Genomic DNA, 19,569 nt, shown 5'->3' with positions numbered 1-19,569 from the left:
CATGATTCTGGTGGATTCCTCCAACCGGCGCGGGCTCAGGCGCTGCCCGTGTCCGCGAAGGAAACCTTCGCGGCCATGACGTCATCGATCTGGTACTGCTTGGCCGCCGCCACGGCCACTGAAGGATCGATCTCGCCATCGCGCGCCAGCGCCTCCAACACCGCCACGACGACCGATTCGGCATCGGTGTTGAAGTACCGGCGGGCGGCCGGACGCGTGTCGGAGAAGCCGAAGCCGTCGGTGCCGAGCGTGACGTAGGTGTTGGGCACCCACGGCCGGATCTGCTCGGCCACCGCACGCATCCAGTCCGACACGGCGACGGCAGGGCCCGCGGTGTCGCCGAGCGCCTTCGTGACGTAGGGGACGCCCGCGGGCTGGTCGGGGTGACGTAGCCGGGCCTTGTCGCACGCGACGCCGTCGCGATTGAGCTCACCCCAACTCGTCACCGACCACACGTCGGCCGCCACGTCCCACTCGGCCGACAGCAGGTCGGCGGCGCGTAGGGCTTCGGGCATCGCCACCCCGGAGGCCAGGATTTGCGCGACGCTGGTGCACTTCTCCGTGGCCGCACGGTAGCGATAGATACCGCGCAGCAGACCTTCTGGGTCGAAGTTCTCCGGCTCGGGTGGCTGCACGTATGGCTCGTTGTAGATCGTGATGTAGAAGAAGACGTTCTCGGGCTGCTCGCCGAACATCCGCGACAGCCCGCTCTCGATGATGTAGGCGATCTCGAACGCGAAGGCCGGGTCGTACGTGACGGCCGCCGGATTGGTCGAAGCCAGCAGCAGCGAGTGCCCGTCGGCGTGCTGCAGCCCCTCCCCGGTCAGCGTCGTGCGGCCCGCCGTTGCTCCGAGCACGAACCCGCGCGCCATCTGATCGGCTGCGGCCCACAGTCCGTCGCCGGTGCGTTGGAACCCGAACATCGAATAGAAGATGTAGATCGGGATCATCGGCTCGTTGTGCGTGGCATATGAGGTGCCGACGGCCGTGAACGATGCCGTCGAGCCCGCTTCGTTGATGCCCTCGTGCAGGATCTGGCCGATTTCGCTTTCCTTGTAGGCCAGCATCAGGCCGGCGTCGACGGCGGTGTACAGCTGCCCGTTGCGGTTGTAGATCTTGAGGCTCGGGAACCACGAATCCATGCCGAAGGTGCGGGCCTCGTCGGGAATGATCGGCACGATGCGAGGGCCAATCGTCGTGTCGCGCAACAGTTCCTTGAAGGTGCGGACAGTGGCCATGGTGGTGGCAACGGCCTGGGTACCGGAGCCCTTCTTCAACGCCTTGTAGGTATCGCGACTGGGCAAGGCCAGTGCCCTGGCCTTGGTGCGGCGCTCGGGCAGGAAGCCCCCGAGGGTGCGCCGACGGTCCAGCATGTATCGGATCTCGGGCGCATCCGGGCCGGGGTGGTAGTACGGCGGAAGGTACGGGTTCTCTTCGAGTTGGGCGTCGGTAACCGGAACGCGAGTGGCGTCCCGGAAGCCCTTGAGGTCGTCCAGCGCAAGCTTTTTCATCTGATGGGTGGCGTTGCGGCCCTCGAAGTGGTGGCCCAATGTGTAGCCCTTGATGGTCTTGGCGAGGATGATCGTGGGCTGCCCCTTGTGCTCCACGGCCGCGCGGTACGCCGCATAGACCTTCCGGTAGTCGTGGCCGCCGCGTTTGAGGTTCCAGATCTCCTGGTCGGTCATCGGCTCGACCAGAGCCTTGGTCCGCGGGTCGCGGCCGAAGAAGTGGTCGCGCACGTAGCCGCCGTCGTTGGCCTTGTACGTCTGGTAGTCACCGTCTGGGGTGGTATTCATCAAATTGACCAGGGCGCCATCGCGATCGGCCTGCAGCAGCGCATCCCACTCACGACCCCAGACCACCTTGATGACGTTCCAGCCCGCGCCGCGGAAGAACGACTCCAGTTCCTGGATGATCTTGCCGTTGCCGCGCACCGGGCCGTCGAGCCGCTGAAGGTTGCAGTTCACGACGAACGTCAGGTTGTCCAACGCCTCGTTGGCGGCCACCTGGATCAACCCGCGGCTCTCCGGTTCGTCCATCTCGCCGTCGCCGAGGAACGCCCATACGTGCTGATCCGAGGTGTCCTTGAGGCCGCGGTCTGCCAGGTAGTGGTTGAACCTGGCCTGGTAGATGGCGTTCATCGGGCCGAGTCCCATGGACACCGTCGGGAACTCCCAGAAGTCGGGCATCAGCCGAGGGTGTGGGTAGGACGGGATGCCGCCACCGGGATGGCTGTGCTCCTGACGGAAGCCATCGAGCTTGTCGGCAGTGAGCCGACCCTCGAGGAACGCGCGCGCATAGATGCCCGGCGAGGCGTGGCCCTGGATGAACACCTGGTCGCCGCCGCTGGGGTGGGACTTGCCGCGGAAGAAGTGGTTGAAGCCGACCTCGTACAGTGCCGCCGAGGAGGCGTAGGTCGAGATATGGCCGCCCACACCAACTCCCGGACGCTGCGCACGGTGCACCATGATCGCGGCGTTCCATCGGATCCACGCGCGGTAGCGCCGTTCGACGTCCTCGTCACCGGGAAACCAGGGTTCGAGTTCGGTCGGAATCGTGTTGACGTAGTCCGTCGACGTCAGGGCTGGGATGGCGACCCGCTTCTCCCGGGAGCGCTCCAGCAGACGCAACATCAGATAACGCGCACGGGCCGCCCCGGAACGATCGAGTAGGTCATCGAAGGACTCCAGCCACTCGCTGGTCTCTTCGGGATCGATGTCGGGCAGGTAGGAGGCAACACCCTCGCGGATCACCCGAACCCGGTCGGGTTCGCCTGCGGTGCCTGAGTTTTGGGCCAGGTCTTGGCGTGCGAACTCGGTAGTCAACGCACTACTCCTCGGTTGGCGGAATCGGGTGCTTGTGGCCCCGTCGTGTCGATGCCCATGGGTAAGTGCATCGTCCCCCCATCGTGCCGTACATGTTCGGTTGGGGTCGGCCTACGGCGATGATCCGGCGGTCCAATCGTCGAGTTGGTAGCGTCTGTTGACTGTGACAAGGGGGCAGTGGGGCGGCCAACTCAGAGCCGCCGGGCGCGTGCTGGGGATCCTCGCCGCGCTGGCAATGATCGTCGTCGGGTGTCAGGTCACGACTCACGGCTCGGCCAAGGTCGACGGCTCTGCCGCGCAGAACTACCGCGCGTCGGTCTCCGCGTCGATCGAGGCGTCGTCGTCTCGGTCGCAGGCAAGCGAGTCCGCGCGTCAGACGTCGCTCACCAAACAGGCCGTGCACAACTCTTGCGACTTGTTGAGCCACAGCAGTGTCGACTCGGTCGATGCGGTGAACACATTCGTGCGTGCGGTGAACAACGGCTCCGGGGATGGCAAGGCGAAGGCGGGGCCTGCGGTCGACACGCTCAACCGAGGCGCTGACCTGGTGCTGGGCAGTCTGTCGGACCCGTTGTCACCCGAGCTGGCGAACGCGCTGAGGGCGTGGGCGGACGCTTCCAAGAACGTCGCGGGCTCGATTTCGCGCTCCGCTGGCATGTCCGAGTTCAACGCTGCGATCGACCAGTTCAACGCTGCGAAGAAGGCGGCTTTGGACCTGTGCGACGCAGCATATTGAGCAACCTGCGTGCCACGCGTCGGCTTGATCGCGTCGACGTGCGACGATGAACGTCAATCGATATTCCAGAAGCAGGCGATGAGGAGGAAAAGGTGGTTGCGGCGGACTCGCCGAACTACGCCCGAAAGTTGGGCATTCAACAGAATCAGCTCGTCCAGGAGTTGGGCTGGGACGAGGACACCGACGACGACATCCGGGCCGACATCGAGGACGCCGCTGGCGGCGAACTACTCGACGAGGACACCGAGGAAGTCATCGACGTCGTGCTGCTGTGGTGGCGCGACGAAGATGGGGACCTGGTGGACCGGCTGATGGACGCCATCACGCCTTTGGCCGAGGACGGCGTGATCTGGGTGGTGACGCCCAAGACAGGGCAGCCAGGTCACGTGTTGCCAGCGGACATCGCCGAATCGGCGCCGACGGCGGGTCTGATGCAGACGTCGTCGGCCAATCTCGGCGACTGGATCGCGAGCAGGCTCGTGCAACCGAAGTCGAAGGCTGCGGGCCGGCACTAGTGACGGCGCTGTAGTGCTTGAAGTAGGCACGGAGGCACCGGATTTCACGTTGAAGGACCAGAATGGCCAGCCCGTCACGTTGAGTTCGTTTCGTGGTGCCAAGAACGTGCTGCTAGTGTTCTTCCCCTTGGCGTTCACCGGCATCTGTCAGGGCGAGCTCGACGGGATCAGGGACAACCTGTCCACGTACGTCAACGACGGCACTGCGACGTTGGCCATTTCGGTGGGCCCGCCGCCGACCCACAAGGTCTGGGCCACGCAGAGCCGGTTCACGTTCCCCGTGCTCGCCGACTTCTGGCCCCACGGCGGGGTGGCCCAGGCCTACGGCGTGTTCAACGCCGACACGGGATTCGCGAATCGTGGCACGTTCCTGGTCGACCGGTCGGGGATCATTCGGTTCGCCGAGATGAAGGCGCCCGGCGAAGCGCGCGATCAGGCGGTATGGACCGCCGCGCTGGATGGCCTGCCCACCGGCTGAATGGATTTCATGTCGGGCGGCGGCGCCGTGTAGCCTGCCCAGGCACGGGCGTGTAGCTCAGTGGTAGAGCTCTGGTTTTACACACCAGCGGTCGTGGGTTCGATCCCCTCCGCGCCCACCAATGTTCTTGCAGGTCAGGCGCGTGCGCAGGAATTCAGCGCGATGCTCGCCGATGAAGTCGGTGAAGCCGTGGGACCTCAACGTAAGCGTGCGCGCCAGCAGTTAAGTAACGCTGAAGGTTTCTGGTAGCGGCCCGGCCTTGTTGAGCGACGCCGATGGGCCGACGCTCACCCAATGGGTAAGCGCAGGAAGCTCAAGCTGGCCGTGGAAGGGTTGGGGTTGGCGCCGAGCTACTCAACGCATTCCGACCCGGTGCGACGCAAATACGACCTCAACGGTCTGGTCACCGCCGTCCGGCTTTTCGAGGAGGCCAAGTTCGACGCGGTGTTCGAGGCGGACGCCGTGTTGTTCGACATCGACGAAACCGATTCGGTCTACACGAACCTGCACGCAGACGCGACGGCGGTGGTGGGCGCTCTGGCCGCGGTGACCAGTCGGATCGGATTGGTGTCGACGGCCACCACCACCTTCAACGTGCCGTATCAACTGGCACGGCAGTTCCAGACTTTGGATCAGCTAAGCGGCGGACGGCTCGGCTGGAACGCGGTGACGTCATTCGGCGGCGAGCGCCAGTTCGGGCTCACCGAGCTACCCGATCAGGACATCCGCTACCGCCGTGCGGCGGAGTTCGTGGAGATCGTCCAGGGCTTGTGGCGCGGATGGAGCAAGGATGCGGTGACCGCCACCGCTGCAGGCAAACCGCGGATCGACGCAGCCAAGGTCGACCAGATCTCGTTTCACGGTGAGTTCCTGGCCGCCGAAGGAGCACTCGGTGTGCCGCGGTCGCCGCAGGGCTGGCCGGTGCAGTTCCAGGCAGGCGCTTCCGATACGGGCCTGCAGTTCGCGGCGCGGTACGCCGAGGCGATCTTCGCCGCGTCGCCCGACATCGACCACGCACGCAGGTTCAACACGCGGCTGGCCGCGGCGGTCGCCGAAACGCGCGGTAGCGAGGCTGCCAAACCACTGGTGTTCCCCGGGGTGTTCCTCATCGTCGCACCGACGGAAGTCGAGGCGAAGGAGCGGGAGCGGGCGATCATCGACGCACTGGACCTCGAGGCCGGTCGTCGCAGCCTGGCGTTGGCGTTCGGCGCCGTCGTGGCCAAAGAACGGGACACCGCGACGGGTATCGACCTGTCCGATCTGGACCTCGATGAGCCCATTCCCGTCGAGCGGATCGACGCGCTGCCAGACAGTGCGACGCTGAAGCGCCGTCGCAGCCGGACCGAGTTGTACCGCGGGCTGGCGCGGCAGGGACGCACGTTGCGCGAGTTGATCATCGAGCACCGGCAGGGGCATGCCCACTACCGCTTCACCGGCAGCTACACCCAGGTCGCCGATGAGCTCGAACTGTGGTTCACCCAGGGCGCAGCGGAGGGTTTCGTGTTGCGGTTCACCGAAGGTGCTGACGGCGCAGCCGGATTCGTCGAACACGTCGTGCCCCGGCTGCAGGACCGCGACCTGTTTCGGCGGGAGTACGAGGGCAGCACGTTCCGCGAAAACCTCGGCCTTCCCATTCCGGCCTGAACAAGGAGAACTACGCATGTCCCAGTTGGTGCTCAACTCGGTGATCCGGGCCATCGGTTTCACGCAAGGCGGTTGGCGACATCCCGATGCCACGCCGCAACGTGCCCTGGACCTGAGCTATTACCAGGAGTACGCGCGGATCTCAGAACGTGGTTTGTTCGACGGGCTGTTCGTGGCGAACACTCCGGCAGCCAGGAGCAACGACTGGACGACACTCTTCTCCCCGCTGGAACCCGTTGCGCTGCTGTCGGCGCTGGCGCCGACGACCACACACATCGGCTTGATAGCCACGCTGTCCTCGTCCTTCAACGACCCCTACAACGTCGCGCGCAGCATCGCCACCCTCGACCATCTCAGCGGCGGGCGGGCTGGCGTCAACATCGTCACGTCCGGATCACTGGAGGCGGCAAGGAATTTCGGCTACGACGAGCTACCCGATCATGACCTGAGGTATGAGCGGGCGCATGAGTTCCTGGAGATCCTGTATCAATTGTGGGACAGCTGGGATGCCGACGCGTTGATCATCGACAAGACTGCGGGAGTCCAATCAAAGCCCGGCAGTGTGAGACCGATTGGCTACCGCGGCAAGCACTTCGCGGTGCATGGCGCACTGGACGTGCCGCGGTCACCTCAGGACCGGCCGCTGGTGTTTCAGTCCGGTTCGTCGGCACCGGGCCGTCGGTTGGCGGCCGCCTACGCCGATGCGGTGTACACGGCGCAGCGAACCATCCCCGACGCCAAGGCATTCCGCGACGACCTGCACCGTGCCCAGAAGCAGCTTGGCCGCTCCGGACCATTGGTGAAGGTGCTTCCGGGGCTGATCCCGATCGTCGCGAGCACTGATGCCGAAGCGCACGCATTGCATGACGAGATCAGCGCACTGAACCCGCCGGAACGGTCTGTCGGCATTCTCGAAGAACGCCTGAAGGTCGATCTGACCGGTGTCGCACTGGACGAACCCTTTCCCGAGCATCGGCTGCCACCCGTGGAAAGCCTCGCCGGTGAGCGCAGCTTCCACGAGATCGTCCGCAGCCACGTCGATGCGGGCGCCACCTTGCGGGAGATTCTGCGGGTCACCGACTCGGGCAACGGGCACCTACGGTTCGTCGGCTCCGTCGAGCATGTCGCCGACGATATCGAGGAGTGGTTCACCGCCGGTGCGGTCGACGGGTTCAACATCAACCCGGCCATCACGCCGACTGGGCTGACCGACTTCGTTGACCACGTCGTTCCGCTGTTGCAGGCCAAGGGAATCTACAAGCGCGAGTACAGCGCAGCAGGGTCGCGGCAGGCGTTCGCCTAGATCACGGCTTGAGTTCGGCACCTGAGCGGAACTTCGCCGCCATCCATGCCGTGAGCGCCAACGCGGCCCCGCTGACCGCGAGGAGCGCAAGCCAGGCCGGGATGTCCGCCTCGCCGAGCATCCCGTACCGCAGGGCCTGAACCGCATAGAAAACTGGATTCAGGTGAGTGAGCGCCTGCCACGCCGGTCCCAGGTCGTGAATCGAGTAGAAGACACCGCCCAGGTAGCACAGCGGCTGCACGACGAGCACCTGAATTGCGGCGGTGTGCTCTTGGGTCTTCGCATACATGCCTGCGAGCATCCCGGCCTGGGCGGCGAGCAACAGCACCGCTCCCCATGAGGCAGCGAAGTATGCCGGGCGGGCGATATGCGAGTCTGTCAGCGGAATCGCGATAACCAGGAGGCCCGACGAGATCAGCATCCCGCGAACCATCGAACCGAGGATCAGGGCGAGGTTGATCTCCCACCATCGCAATGGGCTGGCGAGTACGGCGTTGATGAATCGGTCTTTGCGCGCCTCGAAAAGCGATGCGTTGCCCTGGATGTAGCCGGCGGTGATCACCGACAGCACGACAAGGCCCGGGAGGATGAACTGTGCGTAGGGGATTCCGCGTACCCCGGGGATGCGGCCGCCGATCGCGAGTCCGAACACGAAGACGAAGAGCAGTGCCGCCAGCATCTGCCCGAGCACGGTGAAGTGCCAGTTCTTGAGATACCGCACGATCTCCCGCTGCAATAGCCACGTGAAGGCCGGCCGTTGTGCGCGATACGGCTGGTCGTAGGGAGTCAGTGGCGCTGACGCCAGCCAGTTTTCAGTCATGGTGGATCTCCAACTGCGGAGCGGCCATGGCCCGGCTGTAGACCTGCGCGAGATCGGTGGCACCGAACTCGGCCCGCAGCGCCACGGCACTGTTGCGGGAAATCAAGCGTCCCGCCTTGATCAGGGCAACCTCGTCGCACAGCGCCTCGGCCTCCTCCAGATAGTGCGTGGTGAGCAAGATCGTGTGGCCCATCCGGTGCAGGTCCCGCATGTAACCCCACAGGTCGGACCGCAACTCCACGTCCACTCCCGCGGTCGGCTCATCCAGAATCAAGAGCCGGGGGCGGTGAATCAGGGCCCGCGCGACCAGCAGTCGGCGTTGCATGCCACCCGAGAGCGAATGGGGGTGCAGCCGGGCCTTGTCGGCAAGTCCGAGCAGCGCGAGCAGGTCGTGGGCGCGGCGAGTGGCCTCGCGATGTCCCACGCCGTAGTAGCCGGCGTGGTAGATCAAGATCTCGACATTGGACAGGAAACGATCCAGGTTGACTTCTTGTTCGGCCAACCCGACGAGTGCCCGGCCGGTACGCGAGTCATTCGGATGGCCGAAGATCCGGATCTCACCTGCAGATTGTCGGAGCAGATTGCACGTGGCCGAGATCAGTGTCGACTTCCCCGCCCCGTTGGGGCCGAGCAACCCGAAGAAAGCGCCGTCGGGAATCTCCAGATCGAGGTCATGCAGCGCGGTGAAGCCCGAACCGTAGGTCTTGCGCAGCCGCCGGACTTCCAGGGCAGGTGGCGCCACGGCAAGCAAACTCCTCAGGTCGGTGCGAATCGGTGTGGGTAAACATAATTCGTCGGGGGCCTCGAATAGTTAAGTCAGAGTCCCGCATTCCCGTAGCTGAAGCGGATTGTTCGCAGCGGGGCTGCCATCCAGACTCGTTGGCTATCACTTCCAAACCGATGCCGCCGAACACCTGAGGACGCCGATGACCGCGATCGCGACAGCCACCGTCAACGCTGACACCCTTCACCAGCTGGTGGGGTCCGGGACGGAGTACGCGCTTGTCGACGTCCGGGAAGCGGGAGTGACCGCCACCGAGGGTTCGATACTGCTGGCGGTGTCGATTCCGTTGAGCGTCCTGGAATTACGGTTGCCCACCCGCATCCCGCGGCTTTCCACGCCAGTGATCGTCTATGACGGCGGCAATGGTGACGACGGTCTGGCCGAGCGCGGTGCGGCGCGCCTGGTGGCACTGGGTTACACCGACGTGCGGGTGCTCGACGGCGGGTTGCGTGCCTGGGCCAAGGCCGGTCACAAGGTGCAGTCGGGAGGCGACCACGTCATCGGGCAGGCCTTCGGTGAATGGATCGAACACGTCTACGGCACACCGCATATCACCGTTGAGGAGTATCGCGAACGCATCGCGGCCGGCGAAGACATTGTGCTGCTCGACAGCAGGCCGATCGGGGAGTTCGAGAACCACAGCCTGCCGGGCGGCACCTCCATCCCCGGTGCTGAACTGGTCTACCGGGCCGCCGAGGTGGTGAAGTCACCGGATTCGCTGGTGGTGGTCAACTGCGCAGGCCGCACTCGCAGCATCCTTGGCGCCCAGGTACTGATCAACGCCGGCCTGCCCAACCGGGTGGTCTCGCTCGAAGGCGGCACCCAGTCCTGGGTACTCGAGGGCCACGAACTCGTGCACGGCAAATCGGTCGCCGCCCCGCTGCCGGGTGCCGAAGCATCGGAGGCCGCGCATGCCGCGGCCGCGCGCTTCGCGGAGCGCTTCGAGATCGCCCGCATCGACAAGGCGACGCTGGAGCAGTTTCGCAACGAGTCGGGGACCCGCTCGCTGTACGTACTCGATGTGCGCACCCCTCAGGAATTCGAGGCCGGCCATCTCGCCGGGTCACGCTCGGCGCCAAGCTGGGATGTCGCGCCGTGGACGTTCCGTCACGTCGGCACCCACAACGCCCGCATCGTGCTCGTCGACAACGACACCGTGCGCGCAACCGTGGCGGCGTCGTGGATCACGCAGATCGGATGGGGTGAGGTCTTCGTGCTAGAGCACGCCTTCGACGGCGAGCAGCTTGAAAGCGGATCTTCGCCAGTTGAATTCGATATCCCGCAAAAGGGATACACCGTTGTGACACCGGGCGAGGTCGACACCGCCTCTGCTGAGCGCGTCGTCCTCGACCTGGCGCCGTCTCCGACCTACCGGGCGGGGCACATTCCCGGCGCGTTGTTCGCGATCCGCTCCCGACTGGCCAGGTCTGCCGCCGATATCCCGGGCATCGGGCCGATCGTCGTGACGTCGGAGGACTCGGTGCTCGCGAGATTCGCCGCGTCCGAACTCGCCGGGGTGACCGCCCGTCCGGTGCAGGTGCTCGACGGTGGCACGCAGGCGTGGCAGGAGGCCGGATACGCCCTGGAAACCAGCACTGGGACCGGCGCTGAAATCGGTGCCGAGAACTGGCTGCACGACCCCCAGGACGTGGTCAGGTCCGGTTGGCGGGAAACCGATCTGGAACAGCGGAAGGCCGGGTTCCGGTGGTACCTGGGCTGGGAACTCGGACTGGTCGCCGAGCTGGACCAGGACGACACGGTGCCGTTCAAGAAATTTGCACCGTGGCGCACGTAACCGCAGCGGCCGCTCGTCGCACGGCAGCCTGTGCGGTCGCGATTCTCTCCGCGTTCGTGATGGTTCTCGTCAGCGCGTGCGGTTCCGGTGGCAACGTCGTCGGCAAGGCTGGCGAACTCAAGTGGGCCATAGGGATTCCGAGTGGAGGACGGTCCCGCACGTGACGTCATCGCTTCGCCGACAAGCACATACGCCCGCCGGCTTATCGCCGACGTGCCATCGCTACCGTTGTAGCCCGCCCGTCGATCGAGCCCAATGGCTGAGGGTGGCAGTCGCTCAAGCGCCGGCGGCGTTGATCTGCGCTGAGTAGCGGCCGTCGAGAAACTGCGTGATATCAATCGGTTTGAGCAGGAAGCCGGACTTGACCAACAGGTCGGCCAAGTCATCCTCGACCTTGGTGCCAGGGTCCTGCGGGCCGACCGGGATGATCAGCTTGGCGTCGCTGTGTGCTGCCTGCAGGCCCTGCTCGGCGGTTAGCTGCTGGGTGGTCTGGTAGGACTTGGAGACCTCTTCGGGATGCTCGGCGGACCACTTGTGGTACTTGGTCGCCCTGCTGATGAAGTCGCCGATGGCGGCGTCGAGTTTCGGGTCGGCCAGCGCCCCTGTGCGGGCGGTCACTGACACGTAGTCGGGGAAGCCGACCTGGTCCGCGGTGGCGATCTGCTTCACCGTACCGTCGGCCAGTGCGGGCGCGACCTTGCCGACACTGGTAGCGCCCGCCTGTACCGCACCGCTCATGATCGCCGACGCTATCGAATCACTTTGCAGTAGTTGAACCTTGACGTCCTGCTTGGTCAGGCCGGCTTTGTACAGCGCGAGTAGTGCCGACGCGTTGGCGTTACCGCCCTCGTTGTAGGTGTAGGACTTGCCACGCAGGTCTGCCAGCGAATTGATGCCGGCGGACTTGTTGGCCGCAATGATCGTGCTGGGGTACTTGTCCGGTGCGTAGGGCTTCAGCAGTGCGACGATCTTGAACGGGGCGTTGTCCTTGGTCCACGGTTCCTTGGCTTCGGCGGCCGCCTTGGGTGTCGCGGTATCGCTCAGCCCCAAGCTGAGATCGATCGCGTTGCCGTACAACGCCTGCACCGTCGGGCCCGCGCCGTTGAGTCGCGCCCAGTCGACTTTGTAGGGCGTGTCCTTGAAGTAGTCGGTCAACTCAGTCTGTGCCCGGGTCTGGTCGGTGAAGATCCCGACGCGCAGGGTCACGTCGCCGACGTCGATGCCGTTGACTAGGCCCGAGCCGGCGGGCCGTGTGGGTTCGTCTGCGGCGCACGCACTCAGGGCAATTGCTACGCCGAGTGTGAGGACACCCAGGAGCGCGCGGGTTCTGACGTTGGACATGGCGTCTCGATTCTGGTCAATGGGTTGGCAGGACGGTCGGGTCGAAAATTAGGCCGGCGTATGCACGCCCAGCTCATCGAAGAGGCGGGCCCTGATCGTGGCTGATTCCAGACTGGTCAGCGAGAGGTCTGCGCTGACCGCGATATCGAGCGTCAGCGCACCGTCTTTGAGGACCAGGACGCGATCGGCCAGTCGGACGGCTTCGTCGACGTCGTGTGTCACAAGCAGCACTCCGGGCTGGTGCCGGTCGCACAGTTCCTTCACCAGTACCTGCATCTTTAGTCGGGTAAGTGCATCGAGTGCGGCGAAAGGCTCGTCGAGCAGGAGCAAGCGCGGCTCCCGGATCAAGGCTCGCGCCAAGGCAACCCGCTGCGCCTCGCCGCCAGAGAGGGTCGCCGGCCAGACGTTGGCATGATCGCGCAGGCCCACCTCGTCCAGGGCCGCGAGTGCTCGCGACTTGCCTGCAGTACCGCGTGGGACACCGAGCAGGACGTTTCGCCAAACCTTCTGGGAGGGAACGAGTCTTGGCTCCTGAAAAACCACCGACCGCGGTGTCGCCACCCGGCCGGTGCCACCGTCGAGTCGCTCCAGCCCAAGCAGCACCCGCAGCAGCGTCGTCTTACCCGAACCCGAGGCCCCCAGCAGTGCGACGAATTCGCCCGGCGCCACGCGTAGGTCGATGCCGTCGAAGATGACTCTGGAGCCGAACGACTTCTCGGCACCAGCGAGATCAATCGCGGCACCCATCTTTTCGGTACCCGTCGGGTCGCTGATCTTGCCGGGGGCGGCAATCACGGAGTGTGTCGTCATCTCGCTTACACGCCCGCTTCCACGAGAGTTCGATGCCATGGGGTGGTGATTCGCTTGACAAGCCGCACCAGGAGGTCCACACCGAGACCGAGGATCGCGTAGATGACCACGATGGCCAGCACTATGTCGGTCCGCAGTGCTGCGCGTGGAGACAACGCGAGATACCCAATCCCCGAACTCGCATTCACCTGTTCGGCAGCGACCAGCGCCAGCAGTGACACCCCGAGGGAATAGCGGATACCGATGAGAATCGTCGGCAGCGCAAGCGGAAAGACGATCCGCAAGGCGATCGCCCACCTACTGAGGCCGAACACCGACGCTGCCTCGACCAGCTTGGGATCGACGTTGCGCACGCCGGCGAAGGTGTTCAGATAGATGGGGAAGATGCACGCCACGGCGATCAACGTGATCTTCGGTTGCTCACCGACGCCGAACCAGATCACGAAGAGCGGGATCAGCGCCAGAAACGGGACGGTACGCAACATCTGCAATAACGCATCCAGTGCCCGCTCACCCGCGCCGTACATTCCGGCGAGGAGTCCCGCCGTCAGTCCGATGGCCGCACCGTACGAGAATCCCACCGCGGCCCGGTGCAGCGATACCGCGAGGCTCTCCTGAAGTATTCCGGTTCGGGCCAGGTCCACCAACGCGCTCAGGATGGTCGTTGGCGAATCCAACTTGGTCGGTGGGATGGCGCCGGAGCTACACAACAGCTGCCATAGCACCAGCAGTGCCAGCGGCAGAGCCAGGCGCGAGGCATTGCGGGCGTGCCGCGCCCACGCCCAGCGTCGGCTCGGCTCGGCAATCTCCAAGGAGACGAAGCCCTCGCCTCCCGCTCGCAGGGAGGTCTGGGGCACGGCGACTTCGATGCGCGGTATGACAGTCATTAGTAATTCACGGTGCCCAGAAGGCCACCGCCGGCCGCTACCGCGTCTCCGGTAATGCTCACGCTGCGCGGCGAAGCCAGGAAGGCGATGACGTCGGCCACCTCGGTCGCGTCGACCACCCGTCCGATGGCGTTGTTCGCGATCTCCTTCTCGTACTCCGCCACCTCGACACCCGCCGCATCGGCCGCCGCCTGGTATTGGGGCGTCTTGGTTTCGGTGCGGGTTTGGCCCGGATGCACGACGGTGACGTTCACGCCGTGCGGACCCAGTTCGTCGGCAAGGTTTTTCGTCAACGCGGACACGCTGACGTTTCGGACGCTGCGCACAATCGAATGTGTCTGCCGGTAACCCAGCCCGCTGACGTTGATGATCCGTCCCCAGCCCTGATCGACCAGGTGCGGCGCCACGGCACGCGCCGCACGCAGGTAGCCGACGACCTTGATGTTGACGTCAGCCCAGAAGGCTTCGTCAGTGGTCTCGGCCAGGCTGGGGAAGCCCGCGCCGACGGTCTGGTTGGACGCGTTGTTGACCAGAATGTCGACACCGCCGAGTTCCTCGACCGCCCGGGCCACCAGCGCCTTGACCGATTCGTCGTCACCGGTATCGGCCACGACGGGGATCGCGCGGCGGCCACTGCGTTCGGCGACTTCGGCGGCGGCCTTCTCCAGAGTCTCCTGGTTGCGCGCGGCCAACACCACGTCCACTCCTTCGGCGGCTAGTGCATGCGCGACGGCCAGGCCGATGCCCTTGCTGCCGCCGGTGATGATGGCGCGCTTACCGGTCAGTTGCAGATCCATGTCATTCTCTCCCTATCTAGTGAGTGATCAGAAAAACGCGCCGTTGGGCAACGGTTCGCCGGTGAGTTCGTGCGCACCGATTGCCTTGGCTTTATAGGTCTTCGGATTGTGGGCGGCCAGCGTGCGGATGTTGCGCCAGTGCCGGTCGAGGTGTGAACTGCGGCGTGCCGCGGTTCCGCCCCCGACGTCGAACAGATCGCCCGCCGCCCGCAAGGCCAGCTCGTCGGTGACAACCTTGGCCTTGGCGGCCCGTAATGCCGCCCGCAACGAGAGCTCGGGCTCCTCCGGGGCGCCGTGAGCGGCGTACGCATCAGCGAGGGCGCGCGCGGCGGATTCCACCAGTGCCTCGGCGGCGAATGCCTGGCTGGACAGCAATCCCACCGACTGTTGCAGGATCGGGTCGTCAACGGGCCGCTCTGAGGCAGCGTGGTAGAACGTGCGCTTCTTGGTTTGCACCAACTCAGCGGCGTCCCGGGTGACCCGCCGCAGGATCCCGGCGATCACGGCAGTGAGAAACAGCTGCGGGAAGGTCGCCGAGTACGGCAAGTCCCCGTAATAGGCTCCATTGCTGAGGAATTCGTCCCGCGATACCGCGACATGTTCGAAGCGGGTGGTGCCGCTGCCCGTGAAGCGCTGGCCGATGCCGTCCCAGTCCCGTTCTACGGCAACACCGTCGCGGTCGCTGGGCACTATGACCCGTGCCGGCTTGCCATCGGGTCCGGTGGCTCCGACGACGAGATAGTTGGCGTAGAGGTTGCCGGTGCTGTAGAACTTTTCGCCGGACAGCCGCAGGCCGTCTGGTCCGTCGGTGACGGCCGTTTCGAACGCCTGGTCGCGCCTGCCCGCCTGCTTACGACTCAGCTCGGTCGACGACAGCCCGAAGAGCTTGCCTTGCCTGACCAGGTCCAGCCAGTGGCCGTCCGGGCCATCGGGATTGCGCAGCAGACTTTCGGTGAAGTTGAAGTGGTTGCGGATGCTGTGCGCAACGTTGGGATCCACTTCACCCAGTGCGACGACGGTGTCGAACAGCTGGGTAAGGGTGGCGCCCGCACCGCCGGCATCGACCGGTAGTCGCAACGCGCCGAGTTTGGCCGCCCGCAGTACCTCGAATTCCTCGAAGGGGTGCCGGTCGTCCCGGTCGCGGTCGACCACCCCGGCGTCGATGTAGCCGAGCAACTCGGCGAGCTCAGGCGAGCCGAACCGAACCGGCCCATCGAAAGTCGGCTTTTCCGTGGATGTTTCGGTGACCAGTTCGGCGTCACTGGCGGCTGTGGTGAGCGTCATGGCTTCTCTCTGTGGGTTGTCTTCGTGCGTACGGTTAGGACGGCACTCGCGCTGAGACGAAGTTGCCGTGGTGCTGCGGTGTCAGGTGCTGCGCCAGCTCGGCCAGTGTCTGCGCGGGGTCTAGCGAGCGGGGCGGACGGCCATGGCGGGCGTGCTCGGCGGTGATCCCCTGGAGAAGTTCGTTGACGGGTGCGGACTGCCCCTGCAGGCGGGCTTGCAGCACGATTTCACCGTTGAACCAGTCGGTTTCGACGTCGGTATGGCCCCGCGCCACGCTCTGCCAGGTGCTGCCGAAAAGGTCATCGCGCACCCTGCCGTGCAGTAGCTCGCCACGACGCTGAGCATCTTGCTCAGCAGTCACCAACGGTATGCCTGCGGCGGTGAGCACCCGTTCGGCCTCTGACCGGGCCCGGGCGACGAGTTCGTCGGCATCCGGGCCGGGACGGTAGGTCGCGGTCACCCCGTTGCCGAGGTTGGCGATCAGCTTGCGGTACTTCCACGCCACGATGTCCTCGCGGACCTCGGAGAGGAACCCTGCCGCGCGAAACGCTGCCGACAGCTGCTCGGCAACCTCGTCACCACCGGCGGGATACCGGCCCAGATCAAGAATTCCGGCCACCGGATAGGTCTGCTGGACAACCACTCCCGGCTCCAGGTGAGCGGCGGACACCAACACCGCGACGCCGTAGACGTTGGCAAACCTGCGTAGTACGGCCGACTCGTTGGCGACACCGTTCTGTGCGACGAATACCGGTGTGCGGCGTGGGGCGTGCGCCGCCAGATCGTCCAGGGCTGCCGCGGTCTGGTGGCTCTTGACCGCCAAGATGACGACGGGTTCTGGCGACCAATCGATCTCACCGGCGTCAGCGGCGGACGGCAGTGCAATGGCTTCGGCGCCGTCCTGCGTCTCCAGCGTGAGCCCGCTCGCGCGGATGGCGCGCAGGTGTTCGCCGCGCGCGACCGCCGTTACATCGAACTCGGCCAGACGCAAGCGCGCAGCGATGAGCCCTCCGATTGCGCCAGCCCCGTACACGACGATGGGGCGCTGGAATTTCGGCACGCGGATCTCCTACTTCACAGGGCGGCTGGGGCGGGTGCGTGTAATAGCGGCAGCAGTTGGTCACCGACACGGGCCACCTCGGACCGGTACGGAGTGTCGGACAACACGAAGTGGGTGATACCGAGGTCGGCGTAACGCTGCAGGGCGGCGGCGACTTCGGTGGCCGAGCCGACCAGCCATGTCGTTCCGGCGCCGCCGCCGCCGTAGCGGCCTGGGGTCGTATAGAGGCAGGTGTCGAGCACGTCACCGCGCTCCGCGAGATCGAGCAGGCGTTGCTGGCCGACCGCGGCCTTCGGGTTGCGGGTGTGTAGGTCCTCGGGCCCGCCGGCCAGCACGGCGATCTTGGCCTCGGCCGCCGCCCAGGCCTCCTCGGACCTCTCGCGCACCAGGGTGGTCACCCGAAGTCCGAACTCGAGCGGAGCGTGTTCGCGACCGAGCTTGTCGGACAGCGACTTCAGCCGCGTGACGCGTTCTTCGATGCCGTCGAGTGGTTCACCCCAGAACAGCTGCACGTCGGCTTCGGCCACCGCGACCTCTTCGGCTGCCGCGGACGCGCCACCGAAGTACAACCGCGGGTGCCGTCCCTCGTCGGCGCGGAACGGCCGCGGCTGCACGGTCGAGTGATCGATACGGAAGAACTCGCCGTGAAAGGTGACGTCCTCATCGCGCCATAGCCGCCGGATCACCTGCAGGAATTCCCTGGTGCGGTCGTAGCGGCGGGATTTGTCGAATTCTCCGTCACCGTAGGCGGCCAAGTCGTCGGTGCCGCTGACGATGTTGATGAACAGCCTGCCATCGGTCAGTCGATCCAGAGTTGCTGCGGCACTGGCGAAATGCGCCGGATTCCAGTAACCGGGGCGGATCGCCACCAGCGGGGTGAATGTCGTGGTGCGGGCGGCGATGGCGGTGGCCACCGTGAAGGTGTCGGGTCGGCCCCAGCCCGTTCCGATCAGCGCACCGCCCCAGCCGTGCTGCTCGGCCGAAAGCGCGAGGTCCACCGAGAAGTCCAGGCTGCCCCAGCCGTCCACGGTGTCGTCACCGCGGTGTCCTGGTTCGACGGTGTTCGGGATGTACCAGAGGAATTCACGCCGTCCCTGCTCGCCCGTCTGCGCCGTCATCGGCCTACCCCTGCGGTGGCCGGTGCCGTTCTGCGCAGGTCGGCCAGGACCAGATCTCGGGTGATGGCCTGCGCTAGTCGCGGAACGCCGATCCGCAGGCTAGGGATGTCGCCGACGGGGCGACCGAAGCTCACGTTGGCGCCGATACTGAATACGTGAACGTCGGACAGCCACGGCGCACTGCCCGGCTGCTTCTCGGTGAATTCGTATCCATCGCCCAAATAGGGGGCCACGCCGAGCAGTTCGTGCTCCGACCCAATGGGCGGGGTGTACACGTCTTTCCATCGCGCGATGTACGGAGCGATCGTCGCGAGCTCCGGCCGGGTGGCCGGATCCTGCTGGTATCCCGTTCCCGCGATCACGTAGTCGAACGACCGGCTGCCGTCGGCGGCGTCGACTTGCACTCGGCCGTCTGCCTCAGTCGCTGATATCCACTCCGCCGACACGTGTAGGTGGTAGTTGTCGAAGGCGGCGGCCCGCGCGACGGAATCCTCCGGCACGTTGGCGCCCTGCGCCGCGGCCTTCACGCGCTGCTGCCAGCGTTCGGCATCAGGTAGCAGGTGGAACACGTCCTGTAGCAACGGGTTCGGGCGGTTGGCCAGGTTGGCCAGCACCACCTCGGGCCTGCGGGTGTAGACGTGCACGTCGGCGGCCCCGGCCTCCAGCGCGGTCGCGACGGCATCGTAGGCGGAGGCGGCCGCGCCGAGCACCGCAACGGATTTGCCTCGCAGCGAACCGAACTCGATGTCCTCGGCCGTGTGCGCCCACAGCCCTTTCGGTAACGTCGTCAGCGCAGCAGGGACGTGCGGGCCACCGGTACCGGAGACGCCGCCGGCCAGGACGATCTTGCGGGCATCTTCGGTCCAACGGCGTCCGCCCTGCTCAAGGGTCAACCGCAGGCCCGCTTCGGTGGGTTCGATGTTCTCCACGCGGACGCCCCGGCGGATCTCGATACCGACCTGCCGCCGGAACCAGCTGACATAGTCCGCCCAGTCGGCGGTGGCGATCCGGTCGAGCTGCTCGAAAGCAGCTGCGCCATGGTGGCTTTCGTACCAGGACCGGAAAGACAGGGACGGGTTGCCCAGTTCCGGTCCGGAAATGGTCTTGGCCGTTCGTAGGGTGCGCATCCGTGCGCGGGACCGCCAGGCGGAGGCTGACTCGTCCGCATCGGCGTCGAGCACGGTCAGGTTGGCCACCCCGGCACGCCGGAGCGCATGGGCGACCGTCACACCGCTCTGCCCGCCGCCGATGATCGCGACATCGTGATCGACGCCTTCGCGAGGCGCGATCCAGTTGTGTCCGTCGAGGCCGAGCAGACGCAACGACTCTTGGGCAGCCACATCGGCGTTACCGGTGCTCAAGTCAACTCACT

Annotated in this window: 17 protein-coding genes and 1 tRNA gene; 7 read left to right on the top strand and 11 right to left on the bottom strand. The window is 65.6% G+C overall.

Annotation, left to right across the window (positions count from 1 at the left end):
* Positions 1 to 35 precede the first annotated feature (35 nt).
* Entirely contained in the window at positions 36 to 2,825 is a 2,790-nt protein-coding gene (aceE, locus tag SLQ30_RS11585) for a pyruvate dehydrogenase (acetyl-transferring), homodimeric type (protein WP_319446408.1), read from the bottom strand.
* A gap of 163 nt (positions 2,826 to 2,988) precedes the next feature.
* Between aceE and SLQ30_RS11580 the strand changes: the two genes are divergently transcribed.
* The 6 genes from SLQ30_RS11580 (at position 2,989) to SLQ30_RS11555 (ending at position 7,501) form a co-directional block, all read left to right on the top strand.
* A complete protein-coding gene (locus SLQ30_RS11580; RefSeq protein WP_319446407.1) occupies positions 2,989 to 3,561 on the top strand; it encodes a hypothetical protein in 573 nt (190 codons plus the stop codon).
* 92 nt (positions 3,562 to 3,653) lie between these two features.
* Positions 3,654 to 4,076 (top strand): DUF3052 domain-containing protein, encoded by a 423-nt coding sequence (locus SLQ30_RS11575; RefSeq protein WP_319446406.1) that lies wholly within the window; start codon positions 3,654 to 3,656, stop codon positions 4,074 to 4,076.
* A gap of 13 nt (positions 4,077 to 4,089) precedes the next feature.
* Positions 4,090 to 4,554 carry a peroxiredoxin gene (locus SLQ30_RS11570; RefSeq protein ID WP_319446405.1) on the top strand — a complete coding sequence of 155 codons (465 nt, stop codon included), beginning with the start codon at positions 4,090 to 4,092 and terminating at the stop codon, positions 4,552 to 4,554.
* A 46-nt stretch (positions 4,555 to 4,600) separates the two neighbouring features.
* Positions 4,601 to 4,675: transfer RNA gene (locus SLQ30_RS11565), tRNA-Val, on the top strand.
* Between the two features lie 173 nt (positions 4,676 to 4,848).
* On the top strand, positions 4,849 to 6,198 hold the full coding sequence (locus SLQ30_RS11560) for an NtaA/DmoA family FMN-dependent monooxygenase (RefSeq protein WP_319446404.1): 1,350 nt from the start codon (positions 4,849 to 4,851) through the stop codon (positions 6,196 to 6,198).
* Between the two features lie 16 nt (positions 6,199 to 6,214).
* Positions 6,215 to 7,501: an NtaA/DmoA family FMN-dependent monooxygenase gene (locus SLQ30_RS11555; protein WP_319446403.1), complete on the top strand. Its 1,287-nt coding sequence runs from the start codon at positions 6,215 to 6,217 to the stop codon at positions 7,499 to 7,501.
* Position 7,502: 1 nt separating this feature from the next.
* Here the strand turns inward: SLQ30_RS11555 and SLQ30_RS11550 are convergent, their stop codons facing one another.
* Both SLQ30_RS11550 and SLQ30_RS11545 read right to left on the bottom strand, forming a co-directional pair.
* Entirely contained in the window at positions 7,503 to 8,321 is an 819-nt protein-coding gene (locus SLQ30_RS11550; protein WP_319446402.1) for an ABC transporter permease, read from the bottom strand.
* On the bottom strand, positions 8,314 to 9,063 hold the full coding sequence (locus SLQ30_RS11545) for an ABC transporter ATP-binding protein (RefSeq protein WP_319446401.1): 750 nt from the start codon (positions 9,061 to 9,063) through the stop codon (positions 8,314 to 8,316). The genes SLQ30_RS11550 and SLQ30_RS11545 overlap by 8 nt, the downstream gene beginning before the upstream one ends.
* A 184-nt stretch (positions 9,064 to 9,247) precedes the next feature.
* Between SLQ30_RS11545 and SLQ30_RS11540 the strand changes: the two genes are divergently transcribed.
* Positions 9,248 to 10,900 carry a rhodanese-like domain-containing protein gene (locus SLQ30_RS11540; RefSeq protein WP_319446400.1) on the top strand — a complete coding sequence of 551 codons (1,653 nt, stop codon included), beginning with the start codon at positions 9,248 to 9,250 and terminating at the stop codon, positions 10,898 to 10,900.
* Positions 10,901 to 11,176: 276 nt separating this feature from the next.
* Here SLQ30_RS11540 and SLQ30_RS11535 read toward each other — a convergent pair whose 3' ends face one another.
* The 8 genes from SLQ30_RS11535 to SLQ30_RS11500 form a co-directional block, all read right to left on the bottom strand.
* A complete protein-coding gene (locus SLQ30_RS11535) occupies positions 11,177 to 12,241 on the bottom strand; it encodes an ABC transporter substrate-binding protein (protein ID WP_319446399.1) in 1,065 nt (354 codons plus the stop codon).
* A gap of 48 nt (positions 12,242 to 12,289) precedes the next feature.
* Positions 12,290 to 12,988: an ABC transporter ATP-binding protein gene (locus tag SLQ30_RS11530; protein ID WP_319446513.1), complete on the bottom strand. Its 699-nt coding sequence runs from the start codon at positions 12,986 to 12,988 to the stop codon at positions 12,290 to 12,292.
* 68 nt (positions 12,989 to 13,056) lie between these two features.
* The gene (locus SLQ30_RS11525; protein WP_319446398.1) at positions 13,057 to 13,938 is read right to left on the bottom strand and encodes an ABC transporter permease; all 882 of its coding nucleotides are present in this window, start codon (positions 13,936 to 13,938) and stop codon (positions 13,057 to 13,059) included.
* Positions 13,938 to 14,735, bottom strand: coding sequence for an SDR family NAD(P)-dependent oxidoreductase (locus SLQ30_RS11520; protein WP_319446397.1), 798 nt, complete (start codon positions 14,733 to 14,735; stop codon positions 13,938 to 13,940). The genes SLQ30_RS11525 and SLQ30_RS11520 overlap by 1 nt, the downstream gene beginning before the upstream one ends.
* Before the next feature lie 27 nt (positions 14,736 to 14,762).
* Positions 14,763 to 16,019 carry an acyl-CoA dehydrogenase family protein gene (locus SLQ30_RS11515; RefSeq protein ID WP_319446396.1) on the bottom strand — a complete coding sequence of 419 codons (1,257 nt, stop codon included), beginning with the start codon at positions 16,017 to 16,019 and terminating at the stop codon, positions 14,763 to 14,765.
* Positions 16,020 to 16,053: 34 nt separating this feature from the next.
* Positions 16,054 to 17,079: a ketopantoate reductase family protein gene (locus tag SLQ30_RS11510; RefSeq protein WP_319446395.1), complete on the bottom strand. Its 1,026-nt coding sequence runs from the start codon at positions 17,077 to 17,079 to the stop codon at positions 16,054 to 16,056.
* A 14-nt stretch (positions 17,080 to 17,093) separates the two neighbouring features.
* Positions 17,094 to 18,197 carry an LLM class flavin-dependent oxidoreductase gene (locus SLQ30_RS11505; protein WP_319446394.1) on the bottom strand — a complete coding sequence of 368 codons (1,104 nt, stop codon included), beginning with the start codon at positions 18,195 to 18,197 and terminating at the stop codon, positions 17,094 to 17,096.
* A complete protein-coding gene (locus SLQ30_RS11500) occupies positions 18,194 to 19,558 on the bottom strand; it encodes an NAD(P)/FAD-dependent oxidoreductase (RefSeq protein WP_319446393.1) in 1,365 nt (454 codons plus the stop codon). Before SLQ30_RS11500 ends, SLQ30_RS11505 begins: the two co-directional genes overlap by 4 nt.
* Between the last annotated feature and the right edge of the window lie 11 nt (positions 19,559 to 19,569).

It is taken from the genome of Mycobacterium sp. RTGN4 (assembly GCF_033804635.1).
Taxonomy (GTDB): domain Bacteria; phylum Actinomycetota; class Actinomycetes; order Mycobacteriales; family Mycobacteriaceae; genus Mycobacterium.
This window is presented reverse-complemented; position numbering and strand designations above follow the sequence as displayed.

Coding starts and splice junctions, on each gene's coding strand:
- SLQ30_RS11560 (WP_319446404.1), top strand. CDS start 4,849: ATGGGTAAGCGCAGGAAGCTCAAGCTGGCCGTGGAAGGGTTGGGGTTG.
- SLQ30_RS11540 (WP_319446400.1), top strand. CDS start 9,248: ATGACCGCGATCGCGACAGCCACCGTCAACGCTGACACCCTTCACCAG.
- SLQ30_RS11505 (WP_319446394.1), bottom strand. CDS start 18,197: ATGACGGCGCAGACGGGCGAGCAGGGACGGCGTGAATTCCTCTGGTAC.
- SLQ30_RS11525 (WP_319446398.1), bottom strand. CDS start 13,938: ATGACTGTCATACCGCGCATCGAAGTCGCCGTGCCCCAGACCTCCCTG.
- SLQ30_RS11520 (WP_319446397.1), bottom strand. CDS start 14,735: ATGGATCTGCAACTGACCGGTAAGCGCGCCATCATCACCGGCGGCAGC.
- SLQ30_RS11515 (WP_319446396.1), bottom strand. CDS start 16,019: ATGACGCTCACCACAGCCGCCAGTGACGCCGAACTGGTCACCGAAACA.
- SLQ30_RS11530 (WP_319446513.1), bottom strand. CDS start 12,988: ATGGGTGCCGCGATTGATCTCGCTGGTGCCGAGAAGTCGTTCGGCTCC.
- SLQ30_RS11550 (WP_319446402.1), bottom strand. CDS start 8,321: ATGACTGAAAACTGGCTGGCGTCAGCGCCACTGACTCCCTACGACCAG.
- SLQ30_RS11555 (WP_319446403.1), top strand. CDS start 6,215: ATGTCCCAGTTGGTGCTCAACTCGGTGATCCGGGCCATCGGTTTCACG.
- SLQ30_RS11535 (WP_319446399.1), bottom strand. CDS start 12,241: ATGTCCAACGTCAGAACCCGCGCGCTCCTGGGTGTCCTCACACTCGGC.